Genomic DNA, 14,174 nt, shown 5'->3' with positions numbered 1-14,174 from the left:
CTAGCAGTCCGCCGCCAAAGGTGCAACTGGCTTGGCGGCGCCGTGCGCGGCACACATCGCGTCGCGGCACGGCCAATTGGAAAATGCGCCGCGCGCAGCTACGACGGCCCGAGGGAGACGATCATGGCCAAAACCGAGATCAAGACCAAGGCAACCGAAGTGTCGGTGGCCGATTTCATCGCTGCGGTCCCGAACGAAAAACGGCGCGAGGAAGCCGTCATCGTCGACGCGATCCACCGCCGCGTCACCGGCTTGGATCCAAAGATGTGGGGCCCGTCGATCATCGGCTATGGCAGCTATGACTATCTGTACGACAGCGGCCATTCAGGGACGATGTGCCGCGCCGGGTTCAGCCCGCGAAAGGCCGCTATGACGCTCTATCTGATGGGCAATTATTGTAACCGGCAGGACGAGGCCGACGCGCTGTTCGCCAAGCTCGGTAAATATAAGACCGGCAAATCATGCCTTTATGTCAACAAGCTCGCCGATATCGATCTTGAGGTGCTGGAGAAGCTCATCATACTCAGCTGGGACAGCATGAACGAATATTATCCCGAATAACGATCTTCTGCCTCGCCCATATAGTCGCGCGTGAGCGGCAATGCGTGGCGGCTGCGCGCGAACTGAATCTGATAATTGCCCATCCCGCCGCTCTCGAACGCCGCGGTCGCGCCGGCGAGGTAGAAGCACCACATACGGAAGAAGCGCTCGCCCATCATGGCGACGATCTCCGCCTCATGCGCCAATGTGCGCGCATACCATTCGCGCAGTGTCAGCGCGTAATGCAGCCGCAGCGTCTCGACATCGGTGACAATCAGCCGACTCTTCTCGCTCGCCGCCACCGTTTCGCTGAGCGCGGGGATATACCCGCCCGGGAAGATATATTTGCGCGTGAAGGCATCGGTCGACCCCGGCCGGCCGAAACGCCCGATCGTGTGGAGCAGCATCACGCCGTCGGCGGTCATCAGATTGGCGGCGGCGCGGAAGAAGGTATCGAAATTGGGCGCGCCGACATGCTCGAACATGCCGACCGAGACGATGCGATCAAATCGTCCCGGCTCGCGCGCCGCGAGGTCGCGATAGTCGATCAGCTCGAATTTCACCCGATCGGCGACCCCGGCGGCTTCGGCACGCTGACGGGCGAGCGCGAGCTGTTCTTCCGACAGGGTTATGCCGAGAACCTCGACCTGTTCGAGCTTGGCGAGCGTGATCGCCATGCCGCCCCAGCCGCAGCCGATATCGAGCACGCGCTGCCCGGGCCTCAGCGCCAGCTTGGCGGCGATATGCGCCTTTTTCGCGATCTGCGCTTCTTCCAGCGTCATGTCGGGCCGCGACCAGTATGCGCAGCTATATTGCATGTCGTCGTCGAGAAAGAGGCGATAGAGGTCGTTGCCTATGTCGTAGTGATGCTTGACGTTCGCACGCGACCGGCGCTGACGGTTGATCGAGCCGAGCCGCGTCTTGACCCACTCCGCACGCTTGCCGAGCCACGTCTTGTCCTTGAGCGTCGCGCCGCGGTCCCACGGCGTGTTCATGCGGATCAGGCCGATCAGGTCCATGATGTCGCCCTCGGCGAGCTCCATCTCGCCGTCCATGAACGCCTCGGCGGCGCCCAGCCGCGGGTCGAGGATGATGCGGCGCATCCCCCGGCGGCTGGTGAAGCGGATCGTGACGTCGGGGAAACCGGGTGCCGGCTGCCCATATTCCTCGCGCATACCATCGGGCGCGACGACGGTCAGCCGCCCCTGATGAATGACCCGGGAGAGAAACGAACGCAGGATAGACATATTTTATGGACCGAATATTTGAATCGCGAAAAGGTTCAAGTCAAATTCCCGCATACCATTCATAATCGATGCGATCTTCCCAATAGCCGCCTTTGCCTGCGCCGATTTGATCGAGGCTCGCCACCGCCTCGATCGCATTCACATATTTGGCGTGCTTGTAGCCGAGTTGGCGTTCGATGCGCAGGCGGAGCGGCGCGCCATTGGCGATCGGGAGCAGAGCGTCATTCAGCGCCCAGGCCATGATCGTCTGCGGATGCAGCGCATCGATCATGTCGCAGCTTTCATAATAGAGCGCATCGCCAAGCCGGTCGGCGCAGCGGAAGACGATATAGCGCGCGCTGTCCTTTACCCCCGCGGCGGCGAGGATGCGGCTGAGCGGCGGCCCGGTCCACTGACCGATCGCGCTCCAGCCTTCGACGCAATCGTGGCGGGTAATCTGGGTGCGCTGCGGCATCGCGCGTATGTCCGTCATCGACAAGGATAGCGGCCGCGCGACGAGCCCCGTCACTTTGACGCGCCAGTCGGCAAAGCCGCTCGCGGCGTGCGCGGCATAGGCGGCCCCGGCCGGCAGGCGCGTGCCGTTGGGACGGAAATAGGGCGAAAGGTCGGCGCGGCCGAACTCGCGGGCGAGCGCGTTCCTGTCCATCAGCGCGCGCTGGCTGGCGCGGTTCATCTCCTCGCCCATCGACAAGATCTTGCGCACCGCCGGCGCGTCGTTGATCGCATCGCAGCCCGCGAGCAGCGGCAGCGTGCCCGCCGCGGCGACCAGCCCGCCGGCGCGCGCGATGAGCTGGCGCCGCGGCAGCATGATCTGGCTCATGCGCCCTCCTCCCGCTCGGGCGGCAGACGGAACCAGCCGGTCGCCATCGAGCGCAGCTCATTGACCGGCCCGGCGAGCAGCACCATCGCGATATGGACGAGGAAAAAGGCGACGAGAGCCCAGGCGGTGATGAAATGGATCGAGCGCGCCGATTGCCGCCCGCCCAAAACATCGAGCAACCACGGCCATGCCGCGTTCATTCCGGGCGACATGGTGAGCCCCGTTGCGATCATCAGCGGCAGCGCGACGAAAATCACCCCGATATAGCTTAGTTTCTGGAGGATGCCGTAGCGCGCAGCCGCTTCGCCGCGCGGAAAGCGCAGCCGCGCATGCTCCTTCACATCGTGCCAGATATGGCGCGGCGACCATTCGGCGCCGCGGACGTGCAAATCCTTCCGCAAATGACCGCCGACCAGCGTCCAGAGCATATAGAGCGTAAGCCCGATCGAAAGCACCCACGCGAACAGCAAATGCCAGCGCCGCCCGTCGGCAAGGCTGTAGCTGGTCGGAATCGTCGCCCAGCCGGGAAAAGCCCAGGTCTTTTCTTCGCCCTCCGCATCGGTCCAGCGGCCGAGCACGCCCGTCGTATCGATCCGATAATCGCCGAGGCGCAAATAGCCGTTGTCGGGCGTCGAGCCGATCACCAGCCACGCTCGATCGAAATTGGCGCCATAGTCGCCCCAATAAAGCCGCGGATGCGCGTTGAAGATCATAAGCCCGCTCATCAACAGGACGAGCAGCGTGGCGGCATTCACCCAATGCCAGATGCGGATGGGCAGCCGGTGGCGATAGACGCGCACAGGCGGCGCTGCGCTTTTTGCTGGAGCGACGGGAGTTTCAGCCTCGGCCATGATCCCTATTCGCTCCTTCAAGCCATTTGGTTACACGACAACCTTCGCTGCATATTCCTCGCGATATTGATTGCGCAAGCTCACCTTGTCGATCTTTTCGCTGCCAAGTTTGGGCAGTGCATCGTTCGACATCCAGATCTGGCAAGGCACCTTATAGGGCGCGAGGCGCGCGCTTAGGAAGGAGCATAGATCCTCGGCCGTCACGCTGCTGCCGGGTTTCACCCACACGACCGCCCCGACGCACTCGCCCAGCCGCTCGTCGGGCAGCCCGAACACCGCGCATTCATTGACCTCGGCATGCTCATAGATCGCGGCCTCGACTTCCTGGCAGCTGATATTTTCGCCACCGCGGATGATGATGTCCTTCTTGCGGTCGACGATGAACAGATATCCATCCTCGTCGAGATATCCGAGGTCGCCCGAGCGGAAATAGCCATTGTCGAAAAAGGCCGCTTTGGTCGCCGCCTCATTGTTCCAATAGCCTTCGAAATTGGCGACCGAACGGATGCAGACTTCGCCGACGCCGCCCTGCGGCACTGGTTCGCCATTGTCGTCGAGGATCGCCAGATCGACCAGCGGCTTTGACGCCGGGCCGGTCGACATCGGCTTGGCGACATAATTTTCGTTGATGATGCCGCAGCCCACGGCATTGGTTTCGGTCAGGCCGTAACCAAGCAAGGGCTTCGCCTCGCCCATTTCCGTCGCAAGGCGCCGAACATGCTCGGGCGGACGCGGCGCGCCGCCGCCGGCGTAGCTTTTGCACGTCGACAGGTCGTAATTCTTGCGGTTCGGGCTGGTGAGGATTTCATAGCTCATCAGCGGCACACCGACGAAATAATTGCACTTTTCGTCCTGGATCAGCCGCATCGCCTCATCGGCGTTCCATTTCGGCATCAGCACCAGTTTGCGTCCGAGCGCCAAGCTTTGCAGGAAGACCGGGATTTCGGCGGTGACATGGAACAACGGCGTGCAGATCAGGGTCGCGGGCTGGATGTCCGACATCTGCCCGTCTTCGGTCAGCAGGTGGACGATGCTCGCGGTCTGCGTGACATAGTTGAAGATCGCCTGCACCACCGCCTCGTGGCGCGAATAGGCCCCCTTCGACTGACCGGTCGAGCCCGAGGTGAAAAGGATCGTCGCGAGATCCTGTCCGGTCAGCACCGGCAGCACCGTCGCCGCGCTACCGCCCGCGCCAGTGATCGGCGCGATCGCCTGATCGATCGGCTGCGTCAGGTCGAGCGTGATGACCTTCGCGCCATGCTCGACCTCTTCGAGCCGCGCCGCGCGCTGGGCGTCGGCAATGACGAGCTTCGCCTCGCTGTCGAGGATGCCCGCGGCGAGTTCGCCGCCCTGCCACCAGCCGTTGAGCAAGGTCGCGCAGCCACCCGCCATCAGGATGCCGATATAGGACACGCACCAGGCGTTGGCGTTGCGCATCGCGAGCCCGACGCGATCACCGCGCTGGACGCCATGCCCCTCGACCAGCCCGGCCGCGACCTGCCGCGCCGCCATATAGACCTGCTTGAACGACAGCCGCTCGTCGCCTTCGACGAGGAAGGTCGCATCGCCATGCTGCATCGCAAAGAACGCGACATAGTCGGCAAGGTTGGTCGGCGCGTTGGTGATGAAGGGAAGCTGATGGCCGAAGCGTTCGACGGACCCGACCTGGATCGGTCCGCCCGGACCGGTGATCAGATTATAGGCGGCTTCCAGGCGCAAATCGAGCGCTGATGGCATCTTTCATCTCTCCTCTTGGTCTCGCTCGCCTTACCCCTTATGGGGAGGCCTCTCCTGGGGAAGGACCGCGCGACTATATGTTTCTTTTTGCAACCTTAGCCGAAGCAACGCAATATGTGAACTTTCACGATCTGATGGGTGAGAACTCCGAGATCGCGTTCAGCGTCTTCGGTCTGCCGATCCGCTGGTATGCGCTCGCCTATCTCGCCGGGATTTTCGTCGGTTATTGGTATCTGCTGAGGCTGATCGCACAGCCCGGCGCCCCGATGGCGCGGCGCCACGCCGACGACATTATTTTCTATGCGATGCTCGGGATCATCCTTGGCGGGCGGCTCGGCTATGTGCTGTTCTATAACCTCGGCAATTATATCGCGAAGCCGCTGGAGATCTTCAAATTGTGGGACGGCGGGATGTCGCTGCATGGCGGGGTGATCGGCGTGCTGATCGCGATCTGGTATGTGACGCGCAAGGAAAAGCTGAGTTTTCTGCGTTTCTGCGACTATATTGCGTGCGTCGTGCCCTTCGGGCTGTTCTTCGGCCGACTCGCCAATTTTGTGAACGGCGAGCTATGGGGCCGCGCAACCACCGTTCCTTGGGCAATCATCTTTCCGGGCAGCGGCACGATGGACCCGCGCCACCCGAGCCAGCTGTACGAAGCGGGCCTCGAAGGGATCGTGATGATGGCGATTCTCGCCTTTTTCTTCTGGCGCACCGATGCGCGCTACAAGCCCGGCTTCCTGTTTGGCCTCGCCGCGATCATCTATGGCCTCAGCCGCTTTGCGGTCGAGTTCGTGCGCGAACCCGATGTCCAGCTTGGCACCTTGTCGTGGGGCCTGACGATGGGGCAGACGCTGACCATCCCGATGCTGCTCGCCGGCGCATGGCTCGTCGCGACCGCGAAAGGACGCCGCCAGCGAGTCGAGCCGATAGCCGGAACCGACAGCATTGCGTGACGGCCCGCCGACACCCGACGAATTGATCAGCGCAATCGCGGCCGCCCGGCCGGTCACGATCGCCGACTATATGGCGGCGGCGAACGCGCATTATTATGCTACGCGCGATCCGCTCGGCGCGGCGGGCGATTTCACCACTGCGCCCGAAATCAGCCAGATGTTCGGCGAAATGGTCGGCATCTGGATCGCCGACCTGTGGAGCCGCGCTGGGCGCCCGGCCTTCCGCTATGTCGAGCTTGGCCCCGGCCGCGGCACGCTCGCCGTCGATGCGCTGCGGACAATGGCGCGCTTTGGCTGCGAACCCGCGGGCGTCCATCTGGTCGAAACAAGCCCGACACTGCGCGCGGCGCAGCTTGCGTGCATGCCCGCGGCGCAGCATCATGACGAGGTCGATGCGATCCCCGACGATGCGCCGCTGATCATCGTCGCGAACGAGTTTTTCGACGCGCTGCCCATCCACCAATATGTGCGGACCGCGGCGGGCTGGCGCGAACGCATGGTCGAACGCAGTGGCGGAAAGCCGGTCGCCGTGCCGGGTGATATTCCGACCGACGACCATATCCCCGAGATGCTGCGGAGCAGCGGCGTGGGGAGCATCGTCGAAACCACCCCCGTGTCGGCGGCGATCATGCAGCGATGCGCCTTTCGCCTTGCGCGGCAGGGGGGCGCGATGCTGGTGATCGACTATGGCTATGCCGGCCCCGCCGCGGGCGACACGTTGCAGGCGGTGAAGGCGCACCGGTTCGCCGACCCCTTCGCCGATCCCGGCGAGGTCGACCTGACCGCGCATGTCGACTTTACCGCGCTGGCGGATGCGGCGAGAAGCGCCGGCGTCAAGATCGCGGGGCCGTGCGCTCAGGGCGCATGGCTTCGGGCGCTCGGCATCGACGCGCGATTCAAATCACTCGCGGACGCCACACCCGAACGTGCCGACGAACTTGCATCGCAGCGCGACCGGCTTGTCGAACCGCGGGCGATGGGCGATTTGTTCAAGGTCATGGCCGCCACCGCCCCCGGCTGGCCGCGACCCGAAGCTTTTGGGGCAAAGGCAGCGACATGACGATCATCACCCTCGCGCGCGATGAAGATGTCGGCGAACTGACCTTGTTCGCCAGCACATCTTTCACCCACACTTTCGGCCATATCTATCATCCCGATGACCTTGCGAGCTTCCTCGCCGGCTGGAACCCGCCCGAACGGTTGCGCGCGCAAATCGCCGACCCCGCCTGGGCGATTGCCCTTGCCCATGACGACGCGGGCGCGATCACCGGCTTCATCAAGATGGGGCCGATCGATTTCGTCCTGCCCGAAGGCCAGCCCGCAGACGATGCAACCGAACTCCATCAGCTCTATGTCGGCGAAGCCGCGAAGGGCACCGGCGTCGCCGCGGCGCTGACTGACTGGGGCATTGCCTGGGCGCGCGAACGCGCTTCGATCCTCTACCTCTCGGTCTTTACCGAAAATCCGCGCGCGCAGGCGTTTTACCGCCGCTATGGCTTCGTCGATGTCGGCCGCAACGCTTTCCGCGTCGGCAACCATATCGACGAAGACCGCATTTTCCGGCTCGACCTGTGACCGCTCCGTTCGAAAGCGCCGCGTCGCTCGCGCCTATCCCGCACGGATTCTTTGGGCGGCGCGGCGGGGTATCGGCCGGCGCGCTTGCTTCGCTCAACTGCGGCCTCGGTTCGGGCGACGATCCGGCGCTGATTGCAGAGAACCGGCGGCGCGTGGCCGACGGGGTGCTTCCCGGCGCGGCGCTGACCGGATTGTATCAAGTCCACAGCCATCACTGCGTAATCGTCGATGGCGACACCGACCTTGCTGCGCGCCCCGAGGCCGACGCATTCGCGACGCGCACGCCCGGCATATTGCTCGGCATATTGACCGCCGATTGCGTTCCGGTGCTGTTCGCCGACCGCGAAGCCGGTGTCGTCGGCGCGGCACACGCGGGGTGGAAAGGCGCGATTGCGGGCGTCACCGACGCGACACTCGATGCGATGGAAAGCCTGGGCGCGCGCCGCGCGCGCATCGCCGTCGCGATCGGCCCGTGCATCGGCCGCGCCTCCTATGAGGTCGACGAAGGTTTCGTGGAACGCTTCGTCACCGACGATCCTGCGAACGAACATTTCTTCGCCGCGGGCAGGCCCGGTCATGCGATGTTCGACATCGCCGCCTATGTCGCCGCGCGCCTAGCCGCGGCGGGCGTCACCCGAATTGCCATCGGCGGGCAGGACACCTATGCCGAGAGCCAGGATTATTTCAGCTATCGCCGCGCGTGCCACAAAGGGGAAAATTCCTATGGCCGCCAATTGTCGGTGATCGGGCTGGCGTAGAGGCACATTCCTCCTGTCATCCCGGCGGAGGCCGGTATCTCGCCGGTGTGTCATTTCGCCAGGGTGAGATCCCGGCCTTCGCCGGGATGACGAGGTGACTGGGACGGAAGAGGGGGAAGGATGACGCGCACGCGCTGGTTCGGGCTGATCGGTGGGCTTGCCGTCTTCTGCGTCATGCTTTTGCTGCCCGCGCCCGCGGGAATGCAAGCGACCGCATGGCATGTTGCGGCGCTAACCGTCTTGATGGCGATCTGGTGGATGACCGAGGCGCTGCCGCTCACCGTCACCGCGCTCCTCCCCTTCCTTACCGTGCCCGCCTTTGGCGTGATGGACGCGAATGCGATCGCGAAGGAATATTATTCGCCGATCCTGTTCCTGATCCTTGGCGGCGCTTTCCTTGCGCTCGCGATCGAGCGCGTCGGGCTGCATCGCCGCCTCGCGCTCGCCTTGCTCAAACGCGCAGCGCCGACCGCGACCGGCCTGCTCTTTGCCTTCATGGCGGCAACCGCGCTGCTCAGCATGTTCATATCGAATACCTCGACGACGCTGATCATGATCCCGATCGCGCTTGCCGTGGTGCGCGCTGGCGGCGTCCGCGAAGGCGAGACCGAGGGTTTTGCCGGCGCGGTCATGATGGGCATCGCCTTTGCCGCGTCGATCGGCGGGCTGGGCACCCTCGTGGGCAGCCCCACCAACGCCATCGCCGCGGGCCTGATCGAAAAGGCGCTGGATCTGCGCATCTCGTTTCTCGACTGGGCCATTTACGGCATTCCGGTCGTTCTTCTGGCAACCCCGGCAGCGATGATCGTCGTCGCCCGCGTCCAGCGACTCGCCGCGCATCCCTTCGACGGTCAGGCCGCCGCCTCGGCGCTCGGCAAACAGGCTATCTGGTCGACCGCCGAGCGCCGCGTCGTCCCCGTCTTCCTGCTCGTCCTGCTAGCGTGGATCGCGCAACCGTGGCTGGAGCCCTTCCTACCCAAAGGGGCGCTCACCGACGGAACCATCGCGGTGGCCGGAAGCCTGCTGCTTTTTGTCCTGCCCGACGGCACCGGGCGACCGCTTCTCGTCTGGAAAGAGGCCGACCGCGCGCCGTGGGGCGTCATCATGATGTTCGGCGGCGGGCTGGCGCTCGCCGCCGCGATCACCGCCAGCGGGCTTGCCGCATGGCTGGGCGCGGTGCTCGCCCCGCTCGGCGATATCCCGACGATCCTGCTCGCGGCGATCATCGTTGCGCTCACTATCCTGATCACCGAATTTGCGAGCAATGTCGCGACGGCGAGCGGCATCATGCCCGTACTCGCCGCGCTGATCGCCGCGACGGGCGCCGACCCCGTCCTCCTCGCCCTGCCCGTCGCGATGGCGGCGAGCTGGGGGTTCATGCTGCCATCGGGCACCGGGCCCAATGCGCTTGCCTGGGCGACCGATCACATCGCGCTGCCGCGCATATTGAAAGCGGGGCTTGCGCTCGACATCCTCGGCGTGCCGCTGCTGATTGGCGTCATCTGGGCGATCGCATGGCTGGCGTAGAAAGCGTCCAGCACTGCCGCGCAATATAGTTTCAAACGAAACCGGCGTGCTATACAGGGACCGAACATCATCAGGAGCACCCCCATGGCCATGCGCGGCAAACCCAAGACGAACACCAAGAAAATCGGCGATCGCGACCTCAGCCCCGCGACGCTGATGATGGGACTCGGCTATGATCCGGTGCTGTCCGAAGGCTCGCTGAAGCCGCCGATCTTCCTGACCTCAACCTTCGCCTTCGAAAGCGCCGCGGCGGGCAAGCGTTTCTTCGAACATATCACCGGCAAGCGCGAAGGGCCCGCCGACGGCCTTGTCTATTCGCGTTTCAACGGCCCGAACCAGGAAATCCTCGAAGATCGCCTCGCAGTCTGGGACGGCGCCGACGACAGCCTCGTCTTTTCAAGCGGCATGTCGGCGATCGCGACATTGCTCCTCGCGCTGGTGAGCCAGAATGACGTGATCGTCCATTCGGGCCCGCTTTATGCCGCGACCGAATCGCTGATCGCGCGCATCCTGTCGCGCTTCGGCGTGAGCTTCCTCGACTTCCATGCCGGCGCGACGCGCGAAGAAATCGACGATATTCTGGCGCGCGCCAAGACGCTCGCCGACGAAAAGGGCGGCAAGGTCGCGCTCGTCTATCTCGAAAGCCCGGCGAATCCGACCAACGCGCTCGTCGATGTCGAGGCCGTGCGCGGCGCGCGCGACGCCGCTTTTCCGGGCGAACAACAGCCGCCGATCGCGATCGACAACACCTTCCTCGGCCCGCTATGGCAAAAGCCGATCCGCCAGGGCGCCGAACTCGTCGTCTACAGTCTCACCAAATATGCCGGCGGTCATTCGGACCTCGTCGCGGGCGGCGTGTCGGGCGACCAGAAATTGCTCAACATCATCCGCCCGATGCGCAACACGATCGGCACGATCTGCGACCCCAACACCGCGTGGATGTTGCTCCGCAGTCTCGAAACGCTCGAACTCAGAATGACCCGCGCGGGCGAAAATGCGCTGAAGGTCTGCACCTTCCTTCGCGATCATCCGAAGGTAGACGGGCTTGGCTATCTCGGCTTCATTCAGGACGCGCGCCAGAAGGACATCTTCGACCGCCATTGCACGGGCGCAGGATCGACCTTCTCGCTGTTCATAAAGGGCGGCGAGGAAGAGAGTTTCCGCTTCCTCGATGCGCTGAAAATCGCGAAGCTAGCGGTCAGCCTGGGCGGCACCGAGACGCTCGCCAGCCATCCCGCGGCGATGACGCATCTGTCTGTTCCCATCGAGCGCAAGCAGGCGCTCGGCATCACCGACAATCTGGTGCGCGTATCGATCGGCATCGAGGATCCCGACGATCTGATCGCCGACTTCGCGCAGGCTTTGGACGCGGTCTAACGACCGCGCCGTGCGCGCCAGTCGACGACCTGCCAGCCCATTTGCGGTGCAAGCCGCTTGAGCTTTCGCGACGGCGTGGTTGCCACCGCCTCGTCGGCGAAATGCAGCATCGGGTGGTCGGATACATGATCCGAGTAAGCTCGGATATGCGCCACGTCGCGCGTGATGGCGTTGGCAGCCATCCAGCCGTCGATCCGCGCGAACTTGGCGTCGCCATAGCAATTGTCACCCGCCAGCCGCGCATGGATATGATCGGTGCCATCGGGTTCGTCGAGCCGGGTCGCGAGCACATCGTCGATCCCCAGCCGCCGCGCGATCGCGTCGACATAAAGGTGGAACGACGCGGTCGCGAGGAGCAGCCGGTATCCTGCTTCGCGGTCGGCGGCGATCTGGTCGAGCGCCGCGGGATGCAGCCCGCGCGCGACGACCTTGTCGGCATAGCTCTCCGCGAGCGGTGCGATTTCAGTCCGGCGAAACCGCTTGCCGACAAGCAGCCGCAGGTTGATCGCCTTCAAGCGCGACCGGTCGATCAAGCGCAGCGAATAGGCGGCGCCGGCGAGCCCGACGAGCGGCAACAGCAACAGCCGCCATTGCTGACGCCGCTGCGCAACATGCATCAGGAACCCGCTGTAAGTCCCTGAACGCGTTATCGTCCTGTCCATGTCGTACATCGCGACACGGTGCGCATAGTCGGGGATCGCTGTGGCGAGGGGGTCATCCATGCCCTATCTTTAGTAGGGGCGGGCATGTCGGCCAAGACCTGACAAGCTAGACTATGGATTTGCTTGCCGTGGTCCGGCAAATAATACAATGTCCCCCACACGATGGTGGCCAGGGCGGATTTCGAATATAGCGACGGTGCCGATGGCGCCGAAGTTCGCTTCACAGGACGACTGACACTGGCGCGTCTCGGGGACGTTCCCGCGCGCCTCGATGCGCTGGGCCCGATCGCGACACTCGACCTGTCGGCGCTCGAACGGATCGACACCGTCGGCGCGTGGATCGTGACGCGCACCGTCAACGAACATGGATCGAAGGTCGTCGGCGCGAGCGCGGATGCGGAGCGCCTGCTCGAAGCGCTCGCGAGCGACAAGAGCGAATATCGCGTCCATCGCGACCGCCGCCCGGTATGGGCGCGCATGCTCGAACAGGTCGGCACCGCCAGCGTTGCGATCTGGCACGAACTGTTGGGCATCGTCGGCTTTTTCGGTGCGATGATCGTGGCGCTAGGCATCCAGATTCGTGCGCGACGCCGCCTCCGCTGGAACGCCGTCATCACGCGGTTCCAGACGGTCGGCGTCGACGCCCTGCCGATAATCGGTCTGATGAGCTTCCTCATCGGGATCGTCATCGCGCAGCAGGGCGCGGTGCAGCTAGAACAATTCGGGCTGGAAGTGTTTACGATCAACCTCGTCGGCCGCGCCTCAATCCGCGAGCTGGGCCTGCTGATGACCGCAATCATGGTCGCGGGCCGCTCGGGCTCGGCATTCGCTGCACAGATCGGGACGATGAAGCTGACCGAAGAGATCGACGCGATGCGCACGATCGGCGTGTCGCCCATGGAGGCGATCGTGCTGCCGCGCGTCGCCGCGTCGACGATCACCATGCCGCTGCTCGGTTTCTATGCCAGTCTGTGCGCGATCGCGGGCGGCGGCGCCTTTGTCTGGGTCGGACTCGACATCCCGCCGCTCACCTATATCCAGCGGCTACGCGAAATCATTCCGATGACCGATTTTTACATCATGCTGATCAAGGCGCCGGTGTTCGGTATCCTGATCGGGGTCACCGGCTGTTACGAAGGGATGCAGGTGCGCCAGAACGCCGAAGAGGTGGGGCAGCGCACGACATCGGCGGTCGTCGCCGCAATCTTCCTCGTCATCGTCCTCGATGCGATGTTCGCCGTCTTCTTCTCGACACTGGGATGGAATTGATGGCCGCGGAAATTGAACAGGACATCGAGCAAGAGCTTGCGGCGGCCGATGCGGTGCGCCCTGAAAAATTCGAGCGCGCTATCTGCATCCGGAACCTCAAGAACCAGTTCGGCGATGCCGTGGTTCACGAGGATCTCAATCTCGACGTCCGCTCGGGCGAAATCCTGGGCGTGGTCGGTGGATCGGGCACCGGCAAGTCGGTGCTGATGCGGTCGATCATTGGGCTGCAAACCCCGACCGCGGGCGAGATCGAGGTTTATGGCAAGACCCTCGACACGATCGCCAACGAAGAGGAATCGCGCGACCTGCGTCGGCGCTGGGGCGTGATGTTCCAGGGCGGCGCGCTTTTCTCGACGCTGAGCGTCGCCGAAAATATCCAGGTTCCGCTGCGCGAATATTATCCGCGGCTCGACCAGAGACTGCTCGACGAGATCGCCGCGTACAAGGTGGCGATGGTCGGCCTGCCCCCCGATGCCGGCCCCAAATATCCCGCCGAACTGTCGGGCGGCATGGTAAAGCGTGCCGGCCTCGCGCGCGCACTCGCGCTCGACCCTGCGCTGCTCTTTCTCGACGAGCCGACAGCGGGGCTCGACCCAATCGGTGCGGCGAAGTTCGATGAGCTCATTCGCGAGCTCGCCGACACGATGGGCCTCACCGTCTTCCTCATCACCCACGACCTCGACTCGCTTTACGCCACCTGCGACCGGGTGGCCGTCTTGGCCGAGAAGAAGGTGATCGCGGTCGGCACCATCCCGGAGCTGCTTGCCACCGAGCATCCCTGGATTCAGGATTATTTCAACGGGCCGCGGGGCCGCGCTGCGGCGGGCGGGAACCAAACCGCGAAGCGGCGATAGGAAC

At 64.1% G+C, this 14,174-nt stretch carries 14 protein-coding genes; 9 read left to right on the top strand and 5 right to left on the bottom strand.

Translation table 11 applies throughout. The annotated features are described in order from the left end of the window. Positions 1 to 123 precede the first annotated feature (123 nt). On the top strand, positions 124 to 561 hold the full coding sequence (locus tag SKP52_RS04515) for a DUF1801 domain-containing protein (protein ID WP_039572226.1): 438 nt from the start codon (positions 124 to 126) through the stop codon (positions 559 to 561). On the opposite strand, the gene SKP52_RS04510 is transcribed toward SKP52_RS04515, so the two are convergent. From SKP52_RS04510 to SKP52_RS04495, 4 genes are read right to left on the bottom strand one after another with little or no spacing between them, the layout of a single operon-like run. Further along, positions 549 to 1,787, bottom strand: a complete 1,239-nt coding sequence (locus SKP52_RS04510; protein WP_039572225.1) for an SAM-dependent methyltransferase — start codon at positions 1,785 to 1,787, stop codon at positions 549 to 551. The genes SKP52_RS04515 and SKP52_RS04510 overlap by 13 nt on opposite strands. A 40-nt stretch (positions 1,788 to 1,827) precedes the next feature. Then, positions 1,828 to 2,607 carry a molybdopterin-dependent oxidoreductase gene (locus SKP52_RS04505; RefSeq protein ID WP_039572223.1) on the bottom strand — a complete coding sequence of 260 codons (780 nt, stop codon included), beginning with the start codon at positions 2,605 to 2,607 and terminating at the stop codon, positions 1,828 to 1,830. Then, complete coding sequence (locus tag SKP52_RS04500; RefSeq protein WP_039572221.1) at positions 2,604 to 3,458, bottom strand: cytochrome b/b6 domain-containing protein; 855 nt, start codon at positions 3,456 to 3,458, stop codon at positions 2,604 to 2,606. The genes SKP52_RS04505 and SKP52_RS04500 overlap by 4 nt, the downstream gene beginning before the upstream one ends. A gap of 30 nt (positions 3,459 to 3,488) precedes the next feature. After that, positions 3,489 to 5,195 carry a class I adenylate-forming enzyme family protein gene (locus tag SKP52_RS04495; protein WP_039572219.1) on the bottom strand — a complete coding sequence of 569 codons (1,707 nt, stop codon included), beginning with the start codon at positions 5,193 to 5,195 and terminating at the stop codon, positions 3,489 to 3,491. A gap of 77 nt (positions 5,196 to 5,272) precedes the next feature. Here SKP52_RS04495 and lgt point away from each other — a divergent pair, with 77 nt between their 5' ends. From lgt to SKP52_RS04465, 6 genes are all read left to right on the top strand, one after another. Continuing rightward, positions 5,273 to 6,148, top strand: a complete 876-nt coding sequence (lgt, locus tag SKP52_RS04490; RefSeq protein WP_039572218.1) for a prolipoprotein diacylglyceryl transferase — start codon at positions 5,273 to 5,275, stop codon at positions 6,146 to 6,148. Further along, on the top strand, positions 6,141 to 7,208 hold the full coding sequence (locus SKP52_RS04485) for a class I SAM-dependent methyltransferase (RefSeq protein ID WP_039572215.1): 1,068 nt from the start codon (positions 6,141 to 6,143) through the stop codon (positions 7,206 to 7,208). The genes lgt and SKP52_RS04485 overlap by 8 nt, the downstream gene beginning before the upstream one ends. Next, a complete protein-coding gene (locus tag SKP52_RS04480; RefSeq protein WP_039572211.1) occupies positions 7,205 to 7,723 on the top strand; it encodes a GNAT family N-acetyltransferase in 519 nt (172 codons plus the stop codon). The genes SKP52_RS04485 and SKP52_RS04480 overlap by 4 nt, the downstream gene beginning before the upstream one ends. Next, positions 7,720 to 8,481: a peptidoglycan editing factor PgeF gene (gene pgeF, locus SKP52_RS04475; protein WP_039572208.1), complete on the top strand. Its 762-nt coding sequence runs from the start codon at positions 7,720 to 7,722 to the stop codon at positions 8,479 to 8,481. Before SKP52_RS04480 ends, pgeF begins: the two co-directional genes overlap by 4 nt. Positions 8,482 to 8,601: 120 nt before the next feature. Further along, positions 8,602 to 10,008, top strand: coding sequence for an SLC13 family permease (locus SKP52_RS04470; RefSeq protein ID WP_039572205.1), 1,407 nt, complete (start codon positions 8,602 to 8,604; stop codon positions 10,006 to 10,008). Between the two features lie 84 nt (positions 10,009 to 10,092). After that, complete coding sequence (locus SKP52_RS04465) at positions 10,093 to 11,385, top strand: cystathionine gamma-synthase family protein (RefSeq protein ID WP_052207806.1); 1,293 nt, start codon at positions 10,093 to 10,095, stop codon at positions 11,383 to 11,385. Here the strand turns inward: SKP52_RS04465 and SKP52_RS04460 are convergent. Further along, positions 11,382 to 12,107 (bottom strand): HAD family hydrolase, encoded by a 726-nt coding sequence (locus SKP52_RS04460; protein WP_187337282.1) that lies wholly within the window; start codon positions 12,105 to 12,107, stop codon positions 11,382 to 11,384. The two genes, SKP52_RS04465 and SKP52_RS04460, sit on opposite strands and share 4 nt — an antisense overlap. Before the next feature lie 102 nt (positions 12,108 to 12,209). Here SKP52_RS04460 and SKP52_RS04455 point away from each other — a divergent pair, with 102 nt between their 5' ends. Together SKP52_RS04455 and SKP52_RS04450 are read left to right on the top strand one after the other, a co-directional pair. Further along, a complete protein-coding gene (locus SKP52_RS04455; protein ID WP_039572202.1) occupies positions 12,210 to 13,316 on the top strand; it encodes an ABC transporter permease in 1,107 nt (368 codons plus the stop codon). Beyond that, positions 13,316 to 14,170, top strand: a complete 855-nt coding sequence (locus SKP52_RS04450; RefSeq protein ID WP_039572201.1) for an ABC transporter ATP-binding protein — start codon at positions 13,316 to 13,318, stop codon at positions 14,168 to 14,170. The genes SKP52_RS04455 and SKP52_RS04450 overlap by 1 nt, the downstream gene beginning before the upstream one ends. The last annotated feature ends 4 nt before the right edge of the window (positions 14,171 to 14,174 follow it).

It is taken from the genome of Sphingopyxis fribergensis (assembly GCF_000803645.1).
Taxonomy (GTDB): Bacteria; Pseudomonadota; Alphaproteobacteria; order Sphingomonadales; family Sphingomonadaceae; genus Sphingopyxis; species Sphingopyxis fribergensis.
This window is presented reverse-complemented; position numbering and strand designations above follow the sequence as displayed.

Excerpts from the sequence above, each read along its gene's own strand:
- SKP52_RS04480 (WP_039572211.1), top strand. The coding sequence starts at position 7,205 with ATGACGATCATCACCCTCGCGCGCGATGAAGATGTCGGCGAACTGACC.
- SKP52_RS04500 (WP_039572221.1), bottom strand. The coding sequence starts at position 3,458 with ATGGCCGAGGCTGAAACTCCCGTCGCTCCAGCAAAAAGCGCAGCGCCG.
- SKP52_RS04465 (WP_052207806.1), top strand. The coding sequence starts at position 10,093 with ATGGCCATGCGCGGCAAACCCAAGACGAACACCAAGAAAATCGGCGAT.
- SKP52_RS04510 (WP_039572225.1), bottom strand. The coding sequence starts at position 1,787 with ATGTCTATCCTGCGTTCGTTTCTCTCCCGGGTCATTCATCAGGGGCGG.
- SKP52_RS04505 (WP_039572223.1), bottom strand. The coding sequence starts at position 2,607 with ATGAGCCAGATCATGCTGCCGCGGCGCCAGCTCATCGCGCGCGCCGGC.
- SKP52_RS04515 (WP_039572226.1), top strand. The coding sequence starts at position 124 with ATGGCCAAAACCGAGATCAAGACCAAGGCAACCGAAGTGTCGGTGGCC.
- SKP52_RS04455 (WP_039572202.1), top strand. The coding sequence starts at position 12,210 with ATGGTGGCCAGGGCGGATTTCGAATATAGCGACGGTGCCGATGGCGCC.
- SKP52_RS04495 (WP_039572219.1), bottom strand. The coding sequence starts at position 5,195 with ATGCCATCAGCGCTCGATTTGCGCCTGGAAGCCGCCTATAATCTGATC.
- SKP52_RS04470 (WP_039572205.1), top strand. The coding sequence starts at position 8,602 with ATGACGCGCACGCGCTGGTTCGGGCTGATCGGTGGGCTTGCCGTCTTC.
- lgt (WP_039572218.1), top strand. The coding sequence starts at position 5,273 with ATGTTTCTTTTTGCAACCTTAGCCGAAGCAACGCAATATGTGAACTTT.
- SKP52_RS04450 (WP_039572201.1), top strand. The coding sequence starts at position 13,316 with ATGGCCGCGGAAATTGAACAGGACATCGAGCAAGAGCTTGCGGCGGCC.
- SKP52_RS04460 (WP_187337282.1), bottom strand. The coding sequence starts at position 12,107 with ATGGATGACCCCCTCGCCACAGCGATCCCCGACTATGCGCACCGTGTC.